The organism is Flavobacterium glucosi (assembly GCF_048286535.1).
In the GTDB taxonomy this organism is placed as follows: Bacteria; Bacteroidota; Bacteroidia; order Flavobacteriales; family Flavobacteriaceae; genus Flavobacterium.
In genome coordinates this window covers 1-15,135 of sequence record NZ_JBLVPK010000010.1, presented here as the reverse complement: position 1 = coordinate 15,135, position 15,135 = coordinate 1, and the positions used below count along the sequence as shown (strand labels likewise).

General features: G+C 35.8%; 17 protein-coding genes. 1 reads left to right on the top strand and 16 read right to left on the bottom strand.

The window, feature by feature from the left end; translation table 11 throughout:
• Positions 1–21: 21 nt before the first annotated feature.
• From ACNQGD_RS14290 to ACNQGD_RS14215, 16 genes are all read right to left on the bottom strand, one after another.
• Positions 22–1,176, bottom strand: a complete 1,155-nt coding sequence (locus ACNQGD_RS14290; protein ID WP_417999748.1) for a phospholipase D-like domain-containing protein — start codon at positions 1,174–1,176, stop codon at positions 22–24.
• Entirely contained in the window at positions 1,163–2,266 is a 1,104-nt protein-coding gene (locus ACNQGD_RS14285) for a site-2 protease family protein (protein ID WP_417999747.1), read from the bottom strand. The genes ACNQGD_RS14290 and ACNQGD_RS14285 overlap by 14 nt, the downstream gene beginning before the upstream one ends.
• 97 nt (positions 2,267–2,363) lie before the next feature.
• The gene (locus ACNQGD_RS14280) at positions 2,364–3,353 is read right to left on the bottom strand and encodes an NAD(P)-dependent oxidoreductase (RefSeq protein ID WP_417997480.1); all 990 of its coding nucleotides are present in this window, start codon (positions 3,351–3,353) and stop codon (positions 2,364–2,366) included.
• A gap of 182 nt (positions 3,354–3,535) precedes the next feature.
• Positions 3,536–4,561, bottom strand: a complete 1,026-nt coding sequence (locus ACNQGD_RS14275; protein ID WP_417999746.1) for an alpha-ketoacid dehydrogenase subunit beta — start codon at positions 4,559–4,561, stop codon at positions 3,536–3,538.
• Positions 4,546–4,812: a zinc ribbon domain-containing protein gene (locus ACNQGD_RS14270; protein WP_417993740.1), complete on the bottom strand. Its 267-nt coding sequence runs from the start codon at positions 4,810–4,812 to the stop codon at positions 4,546–4,548. The genes ACNQGD_RS14275 and ACNQGD_RS14270 overlap by 16 nt, the downstream gene beginning before the upstream one ends.
• Before the next feature lie 66 nt (positions 4,813–4,878).
• Positions 4,879–5,826, bottom strand: coding sequence for a thiamine pyrophosphate-dependent enzyme (locus tag ACNQGD_RS14265; protein WP_417999745.1), 948 nt, complete (start codon positions 5,824–5,826; stop codon positions 4,879–4,881).
• 114 nt (positions 5,827–5,940) lie between these two features.
• On the bottom strand, positions 5,941–6,399 hold the full coding sequence (locus ACNQGD_RS14260) for an OsmC family protein (protein ID WP_417993738.1): 459 nt from the start codon (positions 6,397–6,399) through the stop codon (positions 5,941–5,943).
• Between the two features lie 35 nt (positions 6,400–6,434).
• Entirely contained in the window at positions 6,435–6,704 is a 270-nt protein-coding gene (locus ACNQGD_RS14255) for an SDR family oxidoreductase (protein ID WP_417999744.1), read from the bottom strand.
• A 15-nt stretch (positions 6,705–6,719) separates the two neighbouring features.
• Entirely contained in the window at positions 6,720–9,140 is a 2,421-nt protein-coding gene (ppsA, locus tag ACNQGD_RS14250; protein WP_417999743.1) for a phosphoenolpyruvate synthase, read from the bottom strand.
• Between the two features lie 435 nt (positions 9,141–9,575).
• The gene (locus ACNQGD_RS14245) at positions 9,576–10,022 is read right to left on the bottom strand and encodes an endo-arabinase (RefSeq protein ID WP_417999742.1); all 447 of its coding nucleotides are present in this window, start codon (positions 10,020–10,022) and stop codon (positions 9,576–9,578) included.
• Positions 10,023–10,638: 616 nt separating this feature from the next.
• On the bottom strand, positions 10,639–10,821 hold the full coding sequence (locus ACNQGD_RS14240; protein ID WP_417999741.1) for a hypothetical protein: 183 nt from the start codon (positions 10,819–10,821) through the stop codon (positions 10,639–10,641).
• A gap of 118 nt (positions 10,822–10,939) precedes the next feature.
• Positions 10,940–11,521 (bottom strand): LOG family protein, encoded by a 582-nt coding sequence (locus tag ACNQGD_RS14235; protein ID WP_417993733.1) that lies wholly within the window; start codon positions 11,519–11,521, stop codon positions 10,940–10,942.
• A 197-nt stretch (positions 11,522–11,718) separates the two neighbouring features.
• Complete coding sequence (locus ACNQGD_RS14230; RefSeq protein WP_417999740.1) at positions 11,719–12,012, bottom strand: type II toxin-antitoxin system RelE/ParE family toxin; 294 nt, start codon at positions 12,010–12,012, stop codon at positions 11,719–11,721.
• Positions 12,013–12,255, bottom strand: a complete 243-nt coding sequence (locus ACNQGD_RS14225; protein ID WP_417993731.1) for a type II toxin-antitoxin system ParD family antitoxin — start codon at positions 12,253–12,255, stop codon at positions 12,013–12,015.
• Between the two features lie 229 nt (positions 12,256–12,484).
• On the bottom strand, positions 12,485–13,372 hold the full coding sequence (locus ACNQGD_RS14220) for an alpha/beta hydrolase family protein (RefSeq protein WP_417999739.1): 888 nt from the start codon (positions 13,370–13,372) through the stop codon (positions 12,485–12,487).
• A gap of 636 nt (positions 13,373–14,008) precedes the next feature.
• Positions 14,009–14,191: a hypothetical protein gene (locus ACNQGD_RS14215; protein WP_417993729.1), complete on the bottom strand. Its 183-nt coding sequence runs from the start codon at positions 14,189–14,191 to the stop codon at positions 14,009–14,011.
• Between the two features lie 209 nt (positions 14,192–14,400).
• Here ACNQGD_RS14215 and ACNQGD_RS14210 point away from each other — a divergent pair.
• On the top strand, positions 14,401–15,135 hold a 735-nt coding region (locus ACNQGD_RS14210; protein ID WP_417999738.1), incomplete at its 3' end, for a tyrosine-type recombinase/integrase.

Sequence of the window (15,135 nt, the reverse complement as noted above, 5' to 3'; positions counted from 1 at the left end):
CCTTGATCTCCATTTTATAAATCAATTATTGAATCGCTTATAAGGAGTATAAGTGACAATTATTTCTATTATACGGGTAACGCAATACGAAAGAAAGTTAATGGATTTTGCAAATAGATTGTTCTTTATTTTTAGTGATTGAGGTGTTATGCTTTGGCATTGAGCAATAATTGCGAGGAGGTGTGCTTGAAACATTTTAGAAAATAAATCAGAATTTATTTCAACATTCATTTCAAGGCTTCCGTACGAACTTAGATTATTCAAATTAAAAGATCCTATTGTGGTCCAATTGCCATCTACTACTGCCACTTTTCCATGTAAGATGGATTGGTCCCATTCGTACAATTCAATATTATAGTTAAGCAGTTTGTCATAGAGAAAGCAGGTAGCGCGCCTGGTGAGCGGTAAATCTGATTTTCCGGAAAGAATTAATTTAATTTTAACCTTACTTTTAGATGCTTTTTTCAAGGCTCGAATGATTCGAATCCCAGGCAGAAAATAACTTCCCACAATAATGATCTCTTTTTTGGCATTTCTAATGGATTTTATATAGCCATCACAAATCTCATTTTTGTTTTTTAACCAATCATTCTGAAGAATACGAACCATGGCGTCTTCCTGAACCAGAAAAGGAGATTTTATTTTTTTGTTATGAAAACGTCTTTTTTTTAAATAGATATCGCTGCATAATTTTTGAAGCGGTTCGGCAATTTCTCCTTTTAATTGAACAGCATAGTCGAGCCAAGGAGCTTCTGTATTCGAACCACAATATTTATCGGCTACATTTATACCGCCAATAAGCACGACTTTTGCATCAGCAACAATAACTTTTCGGTGTAGTCTTCTGCCAAGATAAAAGGTATAGGTTGAAAATAAAGGAGCGAAAAAACGAATGTTTATACCGCTTTGTCTCATTTCTTTTAGTATTTCTGAGGGAAATGATAAAGACCCCAAACCATCCAAAAGGACATAAACCTGAACCTTACGCAAAGCGGCTTCTTTTAATGCTTTAATAATTCTATTTCCGGTTGCATCGTTTTCAAAGAGATACATTTGCAGGTGAATTTCAAACTGCGAATTACGAATAATAGCTTCTAAACGAGAAAAATAATCTTCGCCACTGTAAACAAGCTCCAGATTTTTTGGAACACTAAGGCTATTTTTACTTTCTATCATGGACTTTATTTATTTTTACTTCGTTAATTAAAAGAAATTCCATCATATTTTCAACATCCAAGATACCAACAACTTTATTATTTTCCATAACGAGCATTAATCTTGATTTATTGAGTTGAATGAGCTCAAAAACTTTTTCTAAAAAAGAATCGCTGTCGAGGTAAACCAAATTTCGGTCCATGACGTTGTAAATAAATTCAGCATCTCCTTTTTTTGAAAGGGCTATAATGATTTGGTCCCGATTCAGCGTTCCTACCGGAATGCCTTCTTCAGTAACCAGGAAATTCTTGTTTTGGCTGTCCAATACTAATTCAACCGCTGTTTTTACAGTATCATTTGCATCAATCGTCGGGTATTGTTTCATGACAACATCATGGACTTTAAAGCCTTTTAAGAGGAACTTGGACTCCGTATAATCTGCTTCAACCTGAGCTCCAATAATCACAAAAATACCGATAAAAACTAAAAAGGGAGAAGTGAAAAATCCAACAATAATGAATCCCATTGCCAATAGTTGTCCTATCCGTGCCGAAATTCTTGTGGCAACATGCCTTTGTAATTTGAATGATAACAGTGCCCGTAAAATCCTGCCGCCATCCATAGGGAAAGCAGGAATTAAATTAAAAATTGCCAACCAGAAATTGACTAAAAAAAAGTTAAGTAAAAAATTAGAAGCATTTATACCGTTAGATAATTCGACCATTAATTGCTCTGAAGTATCTGGAATTGTAATGAAAACCCCCGTCATAAAGGCCAGCGCGATATTTACCAAAGGTCCCGCAAAAGCGACTATTAATTCTTCAGATGGTTTTTCTGGTATTTGCTCTAATCGAGCCAATCCGCCAATAGGTAAAAGGGTGATGTCTTTGGTTTTTATATTGTATCTTTTTGCTGCTAAAGCATGACCCAGTTCGTGTAATAAAACAGTAACGAATATGCATAAAATAAACACTAAAGACCATATTGTCTGAGTCGCATTTTGCCCTGATTTGTAGTTCATGAAAATGATAAACAAAATAAGTAGAGAGAATGTCCAGTGTACGAATATTCCAATACCAGATACTTTTCCGAGTTTAAAGGATCCTTTCATCTTTTGAGTTTTTAATACTATTAACCGCAGCATGATTAGAAAAAAAAAACAAGCAATAAAAAATACATTCGTTCAATGAATGAATGTAAAGCGGGTATCAGTTCACCTCATTTCCAGAGATACCGTTATAGGCCCAAGCATTTAAATTAGCAATCGTAGTATGTGCAATTCCCTCTAATGCCTCATTTGTCAAAAAACCTTGATGTCCAGTAATCATCACATTAGGAAGGGAACGAAGTTTTAAAAACAAATCATCATTTATTGGAGTATCAGTATGATCTTGAAAAAATATAGGTTTCTCTTTTTCGTAAACATCTAAGCCTGCTGCGCCAATGGTTTTATTTTCGATTGCTTCTAATAAATCTTTGGTGTTTACGATTCCTCCACGAGCAGTATTAATAAAAATCACTCCTTTTTTCATTAATGAAAATATATTTTTATTAAACAGATGATTTGTTGTCCCATTGAGCAGATAATGTATGGATATCACATCTGCAGTGGCACATAAATCTCCGAGTGATGCGTAAGTAATTGGAATTTCATCCATGAGTTCCTTGTTCTCTTTAACATCAAAGGCTATTATTTTACAACCAAAACCATGCATTATTTTTGCAAATGCAGCACCTATTTTTCCAGTTCCTACAATACCTATTGTTTTTCCATGCAAATCAAAACCTACCAAATGATCCAAACGGTAATCGCCAATTTGCATTAACGTCTGACCTAAAACCAGTTTTCTGTTTAATGCCAATAATAGTGCTACTGCGAGTTCAGCAATAGCGTAAGGCGAATATGCAGGAACATTTGCAACTTTCATCGCTAATGATTTTGCTCGGGCCAAATCAACATGATCGTAGCCTACGGAACGCAGGGCAATATATTTTACACCACAAGTATATAGTTTTTGCAATACTGTTTCTGAAGCATCATCAGAAGTGAAAAGTGAAACAGCATCAAATCCCTCAGCAAGGTCAACGGTACTTTCATTCAAAGGCTGCTCCGTAAAAAATAATTCGTGATTACCGTGTGCTGCTTTTTCTAGAAAAGCTTTGTCAAAACCAAATATGCTATAGATTAATACTTTCATTTTTGTTGTTTTTCAGTTCTAAAAAAATACTTGTTAAGGTAGTGAATTTTAAACAAACTTGTTTCAGGAATTTTAATTCTTATTTTTAAATTTAAGGAAGCTAAGCTCTTTTTAATCAGAAGTATTAAGGGGTGAAAAGAAGCTTCTGTTGCTTCTCAAATTAGTACTTTTTATCAAAAAAATCAATTCCGATAAATCATCTTTTTTACGGTACTTATGATATCATTTTTTTGAGGAATGGCAGCTTCTTCTAAATGTAAAGGGTAGGGAATAGGGACTTCAATGCCACACAATCGTTGTACTGGGGCAAGTAAGTCATAAAATCCGTTTTCCATAATCCGTGCGCTTACTTCTGAGGAAATACTTACGGAACGCCAAGCATCTTCGACTATCAGCACCCGATGCGTTTTGGCAATCGAAGCTAAGAAAGTGGCTTCATCCAATGGCCGTAAAACCCGTAGATCAATGACTTCAGCATCAATCCCAACGGAAGCTAATTCGGCAGCAGCCTCTAAACTTTTATACACTCCTGTTCCGTAGGTGATAATTGAAATGTCCTTTCCTTCTCGTAGCACTTTGGCTTTAGAGAGAGAGGCAATTGGTAAATCAGTTGCAATCTCTTTTTCTAGATTCAACAGCATCGTATATTCAAACAAGAGCACGGGATCAGAACTTTGCAGAGCAGCATGCAGCATACTTCTTGCATCCTCATGCGTTCCCACTGCGAGAACAATTAATCCAGGAATGTGCGCATAAAAGGATTCCCAGCAATGCGAATGTGGTGCTCCCAACAAGCGTCCATTACCGCTTCCCATCCGTATAATTAGTGGCACATTCAATTGTCCACCCGACATGTGCTGTAATCTGGCCGCATTATTCACGATTTGGTTCATTGCGGACAAACCGAAATTGACGGTCATTATTTCAATAATAGGTTTCATTCCAGCGATTGCCGCTCCAATTCCGGCTCCCACAAAACCTGCTTCTAAAAGTGGGACATCCATAATGCGGTCTTCTCCAAACTCCTGTAATAATCCTTTGCTTACCGCAAAGGCTCCTCCGTAGCGGCCCACATCTTCACCCATCAAAAAGACACGTTCATCATTTTGCAATGCTTCGCGAAGCCCTTGATTCAGAGCCTCTCGATAGGTGATGGTTAGTGTAGTCATACTGTTTTTCAAGAGAGAAATAATTATTGTTGTATGCATTTCCAACGTTTTAATGCAGGTAAAACATTTACGGCTTTTTGAATCATATAATTGGGCAATTTTCTTTTTTCCATATATGTTTTTACAACATTTTTCATGTCATCGAGATTCATTTCTGGATTTTTAAAATCACTGTTTACATAGCAATACTTGCAATAGTCATTGCTTTTAATCCCGTTATTTTCAGTTCCTTTTAGTTTTTCTGCAATTAGTGGCATACCGCAACTTTGACAAAATTGTATGTCTTCCATACTGTTTTTTTTTAAAGAGTTTAGTGTAAAGTTTTTCATAATGTTTCTGATTTTAATGTTTCTAATTTAAATTTCGGTGTAAATAAATTTTGTCAATTGCTCTAATGGTTCCCGGGCGCTTTCTTCTGCAAAATCTAGTGCTCTCTGGATTTTTGTTTTTATTTTACTTTCAAAACCAGCAATCTCACTTTCTGTAATCCATTGCTGTTGTAAAAGAAACTGCTCAAATTGCGGAATTGGATCTTGTCTTTTCCATTCCTCTACTTTCTTTTTTGCACGGTATAATTCGACATCAAACATGGAGTATGCTCTAAAACGATAGGTGTTACAAATCAGTAAATAGGGTTTTTCGGTACTTTTTATTTTTTCTACAGCTGCATTGGCAGCCTGCATTACTTTTATTAAATTCATACCATCAACGGCTGAAGATGCAATGCCTTTTTTTTCTGTTCCTGTTGCAGTGTGCGAATACCGGACAGTGCTACCCGAAGCATATAGATTGTTTTCACAAATAAATAAAACAGGAACTTTCCAAAGTGTTGCTAAGTTCAGCGCTTCCTGAAATTCACATTTGGTAATATCATCTTCGCTAAAAAAGCAACAGGTGATATTGTTTTTATTTTGTTTTTTGGATGCCAATGCCATTCCAACAGCTATTGAAAGATTGCCACTCACGACAGCATTATTTCCGTAAAATTTTTTTGAGACATCAAAAAGATGCATTGCACCCCCTCGACCTCTGCTGCAGCCTTCTATTTTTCCATACATTTCTGCCATGATTAGGTCAGGATCAATACCGCGTGCCAAAGCATGACCATGTTCCCGATAGCTACTTAGCACAATGTCATCATCCGTTAAAGCCTGCAATACTCCCACGGCGGTGGCTTCTTTACCAATATATAAATGCAGGAATCCCCTGATTTTGGACTTAGTGTACAACTCAGCAGCTTTCTCTTCAAATCGTCGAATGAGCAGCATTTGGTACAGAAGTAAAAGTCCTTTTTTCGCATCCATGAATTCTCTTTTTTAAATCAGTTTCTGACTCGTTATTTTGTTTTGTGCTACTATTGAAATCAAGGACACACATAATTATGATTTGTTTTATGGAAATGCTTTCTGAATGCTATTCTAAAATGAATTGCCAAGCGGAACAAGATTATACTCAATAATTATTTCTGGCTCTAACCGAATGGTAGTTTTAACGGCATTAGAAATCAAGCAGGCCTTTTCACTCATTTCCAAAATATGTTTTGCCCGTTCTGGTTTTTGGGAATAATGGATGACGAGTTTGGGTTGAAGAATGATTTCGGTTATGGTATGTTTCCCATTAATTTTATCGACATTACAAGTCGATTTACTCTCAAAACTTATAAACTGCAGTTTTGAGTTTTCGGCAATCGACAGGAAAGTAGTTAATAGACAACTGTTTATTGCAGCAACAAACAGGTGCTCTGGAGACCAAATTTTCTCCATTCCTTTAGGTAATTCAGGAGGTGTCGCAACTTCAATATTTTGAAGCAAAACGGGAGAACTTAACATCCCTTTCCTTTTGTCGGACCATTTTAGATTTACTTCGTAAGTATACATCCTATACATTTTTTAGTGGTATTAAAACTCTAAAATTATTGTGCTACAAATCCGCCTTCTACTGCCATCGCATGTCCAGTTACAAAAGAAGCTTCGTCTGAACACATCCAGACCACTGCATTTGCTATTTCTTCGGGTTTGCCAAAACGTCCTATTGGCTCTAACCCTGTAAACTGTTCTATTGCTTCTTTCGGTTTTCCGGTAAGTCGATCCATCATTGGCGTTTGGATCACTCCGGGGCAAACGATATTGACTCTGACTCCTAGTTTAAAACATTCAAAAGCTGCTATTTTTGAATGTTGCATCCATAATTAATCGATTTACATTAAAATTTTCCTTTTTGTTTTCTTTTCCGCTTCCAAAATATTTTCAATTCCTTTTATCAAAGCATCTGGATTAAACGAGATGCTGTCAATGCCTTCGTTCACTAAAAATTTGGCAAATTGGGGGAGATCGCTCGGAGCCTGTCCGCACAATCCCACTTTTATTTCAAAACGTTTGGCAACCCGAATCGTTTCTTTAATTAAAGATTTGACAGCAGGATTTTCTTCGCTGAACAAATAACTTACCAGTGCGGAATCGCGGTCTAAACCTAATGTGAGTTGTGTTAAATCATTGGAACCAATAGAAAATCCGTCAAAGAGTTTTGCAAATTCATCGGCCATTAATACATTACTCGGAATCTCAATCATGACATATACCTGTAATTCGTTGATGCCTTGCACCAATCCGTTTTTAGACATTTCAGTAAGCACATTTTCACCTTCTTCAACGGTTCTGCAAAAAGGAATCATCAGTTTTACATTGTGCAGCCCCATTTCGTTTCTTACTTTTTTCATGGCTTCGCATTCTAAAGCAAAACCTTTTCGATAGAAATCACTGTAATAACGTGAAGCACCACGAAAACCAATCATGGGGTTTTCCTCATCGGGCTCGTAATATTTCCCACCGATGAGGTTGGCATATTCATTACTTTTAAAATCACTCATTCGAACAATAACCTCTTTTGGATAAAAGGCGGCGGCAACCATTGCTACAGCTTCGGCCAGTTTATCAATAAAATAGTTTTTAGGATCTTCATAGCCTTTTGTCATTGCGGCTATTTCAGCAATAATTTTCTTATCTGTTATTTTTTCAGGTTCGCACAACGCCAGCGGATGAATTTTAATAGTATTGGAAATGGCAAATTCCATTCGCATCAAACCTACGCCTTGATTGGGATAATGACTTAGTTCAAACGCTCTTTCAGGATCGGCAAGAATAAGCATGGGCGCTGTTTTTGGCATTTCAAGTTTACTGAAATCTTGTTCTGACACTTCCCATTTCAATTTTCCGTCGTAGATGTTTCCTTCTTTGCCTTCAGCACAGGAAACGGTAATTTCCTGACCATTTTTTATCATGGAAGTAGCGTTTCCGCAACCTACTACTGCAACGGTTCCCAGTTCTCGGGCAACAATCGCTGCATGGCTGGTGCGTCCGCCTTTGTTGGTGATAATTGCTGAGGCTCTTTTCATAATAGGATCCCAATCCGGATTAGTCAAATCGGTTACTATGATTTCACCATTTTGCAATAAATCGCCTTCTTGCGGACTGCTTAGAATGCGCGCTTTTCCAGCAGCAATTTTATCGCCAAGTGCAATTCCTTGTGTCAAAAGTGTGCTTTTTTCTTTGAGTTTGTAGATTTCCCGAACATGTTTATTCGCTTTTCCATGAACAGTTTCCGGTCGGGCCTGAACGATGTAGAGTTGGTTATTCAAACCGTCTTTTGCCCATTCAATATCCATTGGTTTTTTATAATGTTTCTCAATTTTAGAACACCATTGGGAGAGCGCAACGACCTCTTTATTTGTTAGCGAAAACTGGTTTTGTTTTTCGAAAGATGTATCGGTGTTCGTAATGGTGTTCTCTGCCGATGAACTTTCTGATTTTTCAGCATAAATCATCGTGAATTCTTTTCTCCCGCACTGTCTTTTCAGAATGGGATTTAAATCCGGATTTTCTAAAGTAGGTTTAAAAACCATCCATTCATCTGGCGTCACTGTTCCCTGAACAATATTTTCCCCTAATCCCCAACATCCGTTGATGATGATGGTGTTTTCAAAACCGCTGTCGGGATCGATGGTAAACGCGACGCCGGACGAAGCTTTATCGCTTCGTACCATTTGCTGTATGCCAACAGAAATGGCAATGTCTAATGCAGCAAAACCCATGTCATGACGGTATTTGATGGCTCGATCTGTAAACAAGGATACAAAACAGCGGTGAGCGGCATCCAATAATTGTTCATCACCGTTGATGTTTAAAAACGATTGCATTTGTCCTGCAAAACTCGCTGTGGGTAAATCCTCAGACGTAGCACTGCTTCGAACGGCTACATCAAGATTAGTGCTGTTGCATTGTTCACTAAGGGATTGGTAGGCAGCGTAAATTTCATCCCGAATTTCATCAGGAATGGCAGCCGATAAAATAAGGTTTCTGGCTTTTTCTCCAATGGAAGAAAGATTGGAATAGTGTTGTGTATCTAATGAAAATAATAAATCCTTCAATGGTTTTTCCAGAGTATTCATTTTCCTAAAAAGACGGTATCCTTCAGCTGTAACTGCAAACCCATTAGGAATACTGATCCCTATTGGATTGAGCTGATTGTACATTTCGCCGAGAGAGGCGTTTTTGCCACCAACTTTACCAATGGCATCAATACCAATTTGGTCAAAAAACAGTATGTATTTGTACTTCCCCATTTCATATGTTTTTTTAGTATGAACAGACCAATATTGGCATGCCGGATAAGAAAAAATAGAAAATTATTGGGGCGAATTTTTAGTTAATACGATAGTAAATTTTGTAATTCAGAAGTAGGTTTGAAATTTACATATCAAGTTTAAAAGAAGAGGTAGTAGGTGTTCCTGCCTGTTTAAACCAATACTGTAAATTTAAACAAATAATTATTTTATTGGCATAAAAAATATTTTTTATTTCGATATTTTTTATTTAAGTGTTTAGTAAACAGGTGTTTGTGTTTGTGTTCTGTTTCGGGTGATTTTAATCGGAACTCAGTGCAGAAGGGCTCTTTTTTGGATTGAAATTTAAATGTTTTTTGAAATATTCAGGCATAGCAATATGTATTTAGTGAAGACTAAAACAGATAAAATTCGTTGCAAATGAAGTTTAGCAAATTATTTTGGATTATACAGGTGGATGGATTGACCCACTAATTTCCATTGTCCTTTTATTTTTTCTAATAATCGGATTTCATAGGAAAAGGTTTTTTTACCATCCTTAGCTGTAGATTCTTCGTCATGGCTTACCCAGGCGCTGTTTCCATTAATACTCATTTTATAATTTGTATTTACAGAAAAACCGCCATTTCCCATGGCACTAGGATTTGTGTTAATCATAGCAGTTGGAGGGATATCAAGGGTTATCCCATCTGCAGTCGAAATCAATATTCGGCTGTAGGGTTGAATGTGCCAGCACTCCGTATGCCCTTTACTATCGGCAGCTCTCCATGTTGCGGATTCTTTTTCCAGTAGTTTTTTTATAACTGCAGCTTCATCAATCTTCTGGCTGTAACTTGCCATGTTGATAATTAGGATAAGAAAAAAAGAGGCTGTCCACTTCATATTGTTCGTATTTTTTGGTTTGAATAATCGTCTTACTCGTTTTTAAGGCTAATTTAAGCAAATATATTACTCGTTGGGTGTAATTCAATTTGTTAACCACATAGAAACATAGATTTTAATATTTTGGAAGGCGTTTCACTTCTTTAGAGAAAACCATAGCTATGTGAACCCAAGAATTGGGATATATGACTCTTTATTTCTATGTTTCTATGTGGTTTAATTTTTTTATTTAAGATTAATTGATTTTTTTTAATTACACCCAACGAGTTAAATATATTATTTTAAAACATAAAAACAAACTACTGCACAGTTGCTTGCGGTTTAGTGCAGTTGTTCAATTATGGTTTTAAATTTTTCTCCTATGGCGTAAAATAGGAACTATTGCATGTTCCATTAATTGTTCGATGTCATAAAGTTGTCCCCAAGAAGTCCTAATTTTCTTTGAAGCATCCCATTCATCAAGTGCATCATCCTCAATAGTTGCAAATGTTTCCTGTGTGAATTTTAGAACGTTATCTAAATCGTTTATATAGTCAGCAATGGAACTCCGATTTACTTTTTCAGGACGGATGCTATTCTTGTTTTTAAAATTCTGAATGTAGACACAATAAGAATATCAGGAACTCACCACGTGTGAAAATACCGTTTGAATGGATTTGCAATCCGGATTAGTTGTCACATGATCCACTGTAAATGTTAAGTCCTCCTGTGAAATTTCATAAATTACGTGCTGCAATTCTACAATCGCTTTTTTATATTCGGCTAATAATGTGCTAACCGCGTTTTGATTGTTATTCATTTGTTGAATTAGTTTGAATGGGAGTCCCAATTAGCAAGAAATTCTTAAATACAATTCGAAAATGGAACTAACCGCTTTTTGTATGCGAGTGCAACAATTAAAGTTTTGATTCTCGGGATTATTCATTTCCTTTTTTAATCCATTTTCCAACTTCGGGAGCGACATAATTTTCCATTTTGTCAAGTAAATCGGTTGCATTATCACTCACTAGTATCATTTGCTGATTGGTTGGTTTTAGAAAACCTTTATCAACCATGTTTGCAACAAATTCCAGCAGCAAATCATAAAAGCCATCGACATTCAAAATTCCGATTGGCTTTTTATGGAGTCCAAGTTGCGACCAAGTCAGCATTTCGAAAAATTCTTCCAGAGTTCCAAATCCACCAGGCAAGGCAATTATACCATCACTAAGTTCATTCATTTTGGTTTTTCTCTCATGCATACTTTCTACGATGAATAATTCGGTCAATCTATCGTGTGCGATTTCTTTGTTCATCAAAAAACTTGGTAAAACACCAAATACTTTTCCGTTATGATTTAAAACGCCATCTGCAACACTTCCCATAAGTCCTACTTTTGCACCGCCATAAACGAGTTCATAATTATTTTCGGCCATTATTTGTCCCAATTTGAAAGCTTGAATTTCATAATTTTTTTCGTTTCCAAAACTGGATCCACAGAAGACAGTAATTCTTTTCATGTATAAAATGTTTCTTATTTATTTGATAGTTTTCAGGAAGACTACTTTAGATAATTTTGGCCTAAAGTAAGCCCATTATTCGGATTTGCCACCCGAGCGATAGCGAACAGATGAAGCAAATCAGCCCAAATACACAACCAACTTTTCATTAAGTCTATTGCCCAAATCCGATGTAGAAGCTTTTATGTGTCATTCCTCTAGATTTTATTCTTCAAATCCATCATTCCATGTAACACTCTTTCGATTTCAATTTCATTTTTTAAAATTTCCCGATAGAAAATAATATGTTCTCCACATTTATGACCTAGGACATTTAATGAAAGAATATCATAAGATTTTCCAAGTTGTGGGTTGCTAGCTAAATCCATGCATGAAGCCATAATAAGATTATAATATTTTTCCGCTTGGTTTTCGGACCATTCCTCTACGGTATAGTCCCAGATTTCTGTTAAATCTTCAAGTGCTCTATTTGTAAAATAATATTTTGCCATTTACTTTTTTCTGGCTTTTAAAGATTCCAAAAACTTTTTAGGTTCAAAATCTTTAGCAATTCCACTATCAATTCCTTCTTTTATGGCTTTTCTTAATACAATAACTCGATTTTCTTCTTCTTCTAATAAGCGAAGCCCGGCTCTAATAACTTCACTGGCATTAGTGAATCTTCCATCACTAATTGTATGCTCAATAAAACTTTCAAAATGATTTCCTAATGATATTGAAGTATTGCGTCCCATAATTTTAATTTCAGCTAAGTTACCAATTTTTGGTAACCTTTCAAATTCTTACCGCATTTTTTTGGGGAATCACACACAACTTTCTGTTACTACAGTGGGTTTGGGACTAAATTAAACCCTATTTTCGGATTAACCACCCGAGCGATAGCGAACAGATGAAGCAAATCAGCCCAAATACAAAACCAACTTTCCATTAAGCCTATTGCCCAAATCTGTTGTAGGCAGTGTCTTATTTTGATACTTTAGACTTCTTAATGTTTAAAGCTTTCTGTTTTATCCACTGAATTGAAATATCCACTGGTGCTGTACTATTGCCAGAAGCAGTATTGTGTCCTAATGCTGAAAACAAGGTGTATTCGAAAGGTTTGCCTTGAGCTTTCAATGTATTTAATTGATCCATACATAACTGTACTGGAATCTGTATATCTTTCTCACCAAAAAGCCAAAGTCCTGGAATTGAAAGAGTATTCAGAGAAATTTTTGGGTCAGTCGCCACAAATTGATACCTGTCTGGGTCATTTTTAGTATGCTCACGAGCATCTAATTCTGTATGATTTTCCCAAAAATTATTGTTTCCATTAGTATAAAACTGAAATCGAAGCTGTTCTAGAGTTGTAATTGTAGGGCAACTAAATAAAACCATAAATTCTATTTGTGGATTTTTACTTGCAGCAATTGGGATTATCCATCCTGCTTGACTGAAGCCAACTAATCCAATTGGTGTTTTTTTATCTTTCAAATAGGTTCGAAATGTATTTACTGCTGAACTTGCATCGTGTGATAATAAACTAAGATTAGTAGTGTCAATATTATTCGTGCCAACAGATGGTCCTACGTATACACCGCCTGATTCTCCAACTCCACGTTTATCATATGTCAATACCGCAATACCTTCTTTGGCAAGACGTTTAGCGAACTCCATTTCTCTTTTTACAGGATCAGACCCATGAACAATTACAACTGCTGCAAATATTTTTTTAGGCATTAAAATCGAACCTGCAAGAGTGACGCCTTGACTTTCAAACTTTACATCTTGAATGGTAAAGTCGGCCGATTGAGAAAATATCATTTCTGGTAAAGTTATTAATAATAACCAAAGAAATAAGTTAGTGCTCATTTTGGTTTAATTTAAAAATTATTTTGAATTGTCTGGGTCTTCGTTAGCATTGCATACAACGTCAGTCTATGAAAAAACTTCAGTTGACTAGCACCAAATATAGCAAAATACTTGTATAAAAAGAAGATTATTCTTATTTTTAAGAATGCAACACATCATTGGAATTTCCCGCCAACAAATGCGTTTTTCAAGTTTAGATCGCTAGTAGTTACATACAATTGTTAGCGTAGTTTTGCAAACTGTGCTCATTCCAATTAGCAACTACAATAAAGCTAAAAATTCACCTCTAATTTATTTTCTAATTCAGTCATCAGTTGTCGTGGTTTATATTTAGTTGGCATTTTTGTTTTAAAAATAGCAAAAAGCCATGAAGTATTCATAGCTTTTTGTATTATTTTCTCACTATTGTGGGCACAGTTTGCAAAACTGCGCTAACGATTGTAATATATCTGTGCGGTCGGGTGTCTTATTCCGCAATTTTTTTCAATTCTGATTAAGTGAGCAATTCCGCAACTTGCTAAATTCTGTATAAAGTTAGGTTGTTACTATAAATTCAGTTTACGATTCCAAAAACAAACTAAAAGTCAAACTACTTAATTTTAATTCAAACTGTTTTTAATTTAAATTACGAGAAATTTAATTATTAAAGTAAAATAAAAATTCTCCGAATGCTTTTCCTACATTATAAATCGCACCAATTGAAAAAAGAACTAATAATATTCCAATTGATAAATTAATTGATAATTTTTCATTTCGAGATAAATTTTGGTATTTGTCAATGTAAGTATCAATAAAAAATTCATTTTTTTTAGTTTTCATATTTTATATGTTTTAATAATGTTAAGATATTAATTCTATTTTTTATTTTCACAGTTTTTTTACAATGAATGCCAACGTTCTGGTACTACAGCGGGTTTGGGACTAAATTAAGCCCTATTTTCGGATTTGCCAAATCATCCCAAATACAAAACCAACTTCCCTCCCGATACTTCGGGAAAGCCAATTGCCCAAATCCGTTGTAGTAGCTGTTGAACTTAACCTTCGGTAGCACCATTGTTGATTTTGATTATCTTACGAAGATAACTAAAATAGGATATTATGACTACAAAAAAAAGCATCCAGAAGCGTTAAGAGAAAACAAAATCCTCAACCAAGCCAAGCGCGAAGTTCCTGGATTTGAGGAATTACTTCAACGATTTGAGCGTACGGTTTCCATTTTAGGAAGAAGCCAAAGCACGTTCAATAACTATTCCCGCCATGTGGCGGCTATTTCGCTTTATTTTGGTAAAATCCCCACTGAATTAGATTCTGAACAAGTACAGGATTACTTGTTTTACCAACAAAAAAAGTCAAAAACACCGTCTCAAACGTACTTTAAACACTGTGTTTATGGACTTCGGTTTTTGCTAAAATCCGAGGGTTTACCGTATGAATTTTTACGGTTGCCCTCGATAAAGCATGAGAAAAAACTCCCTGTTGTTTTGAGCAAGGAAGAAGTTTGGGCGATGCTTCAGTGTGCCAAGCTGCTTAAACATAAAATCCTCATTGGCTTGCTTTATGGTTGTGGACTTCGCTGCATGGAAGCTAGAAGTGTGCGTTTACAGGATTTAGATTTTGACCGAAAACAACTCAAAGTGGTGCAGGGTAAAGGCAAAAAAGACCGCTACGTACCGCTTTCAGAACATTTAATTCGTGGGCTGAAAAAATACATCGAAGCCGAAAAACCCCAAGATTATGTTTTTAATGGACAGCCTTTGCCTAAT

Bases quoted from the DNA above. Each gene is read 5' to 3' on its own strand.
- ACNQGD_RS14290 (WP_417999748.1), bottom strand. From the start codon at position 1,176: ATGATAGAAAGTAAAAATAGCCTTAGTGTTCCAAAAAATCTGGAGCTT.
- ACNQGD_RS14285 (WP_417999747.1), bottom strand. From the start codon at position 2,266: ATGAAAGGATCCTTTAAACTCGGAAAAGTATCTGGTATTGGAATATTC.
- ACNQGD_RS14280 (WP_417997480.1), bottom strand. From the start codon at position 3,353: ATGAAAGTATTAATCTATAGCATATTTGGTTTTGACAAAGCTTTTCTA.
- ACNQGD_RS14275 (WP_417999746.1), bottom strand. From the start codon at position 4,561: ATGCATACAACAATAATTATTTCTCTCTTGAAAAACAGTATGACTACA.
- ACNQGD_RS14270 (WP_417993740.1), bottom strand. From the start codon at position 4,812: ATGGAAGACATACAATTTTGTCAAAGTTGCGGTATGCCACTAATTGCA.
- ACNQGD_RS14265 (WP_417999745.1), bottom strand. From the start codon at position 5,826: ATGGATGCGAAAAAAGGACTTTTACTTCTGTACCAAATGCTGCTCATT.
- ACNQGD_RS14260 (WP_417993738.1), bottom strand. From the start codon at position 6,399: ATGTATACTTACGAAGTAAATCTAAAATGGTCCGACAAAAGGAAAGGG.
- ACNQGD_RS14255 (WP_417999744.1), bottom strand. From the start codon at position 6,704: ATGCAACATTCAAAAATAGCAGCTTTTGAATGTTTTAAACTAGGAGTC.
- ppsA (WP_417999743.1), bottom strand. From the start codon at position 9,140: ATGGGGAAGTACAAATACATACTGTTTTTTGACCAAATTGGTATTGAT.
- ACNQGD_RS14245 (WP_417999742.1), bottom strand. From the start codon at position 10,022: ATGAAGTGGACAGCCTCTTTTTTTCTTATCCTAATTATCAACATGGCA.
- ACNQGD_RS14240 (WP_417999741.1), bottom strand. From the start codon at position 10,821: ATGAATAACAATCAAAACGCGGTTAGCACATTATTAGCCGAATATAAA.
- ACNQGD_RS14235 (WP_417993733.1), bottom strand. From the start codon at position 11,521: ATGAAAAGAATTACTGTCTTCTGTGGATCCAGTTTTGGAAACGAAAAA.
- ACNQGD_RS14230 (WP_417999740.1), bottom strand. From the start codon at position 12,012: ATGGCAAAATATTATTTTACAAATAGAGCACTTGAAGATTTAACAGAA.
- ACNQGD_RS14225 (WP_417993731.1), bottom strand. From the start codon at position 12,255: ATGGGACGCAATACTTCAATATCATTAGGAAATCATTTTGAAAGTTTT.
- ACNQGD_RS14220 (WP_417999739.1), bottom strand. From the start codon at position 13,372: ATGAGCACTAACTTATTTCTTTGGTTATTATTAATAACTTTACCAGAA.
- ACNQGD_RS14215 (WP_417993729.1), bottom strand. From the start codon at position 14,191: ATGAAAACTAAAAAAAATGAATTTTTTATTGATACTTACATTGACAAA.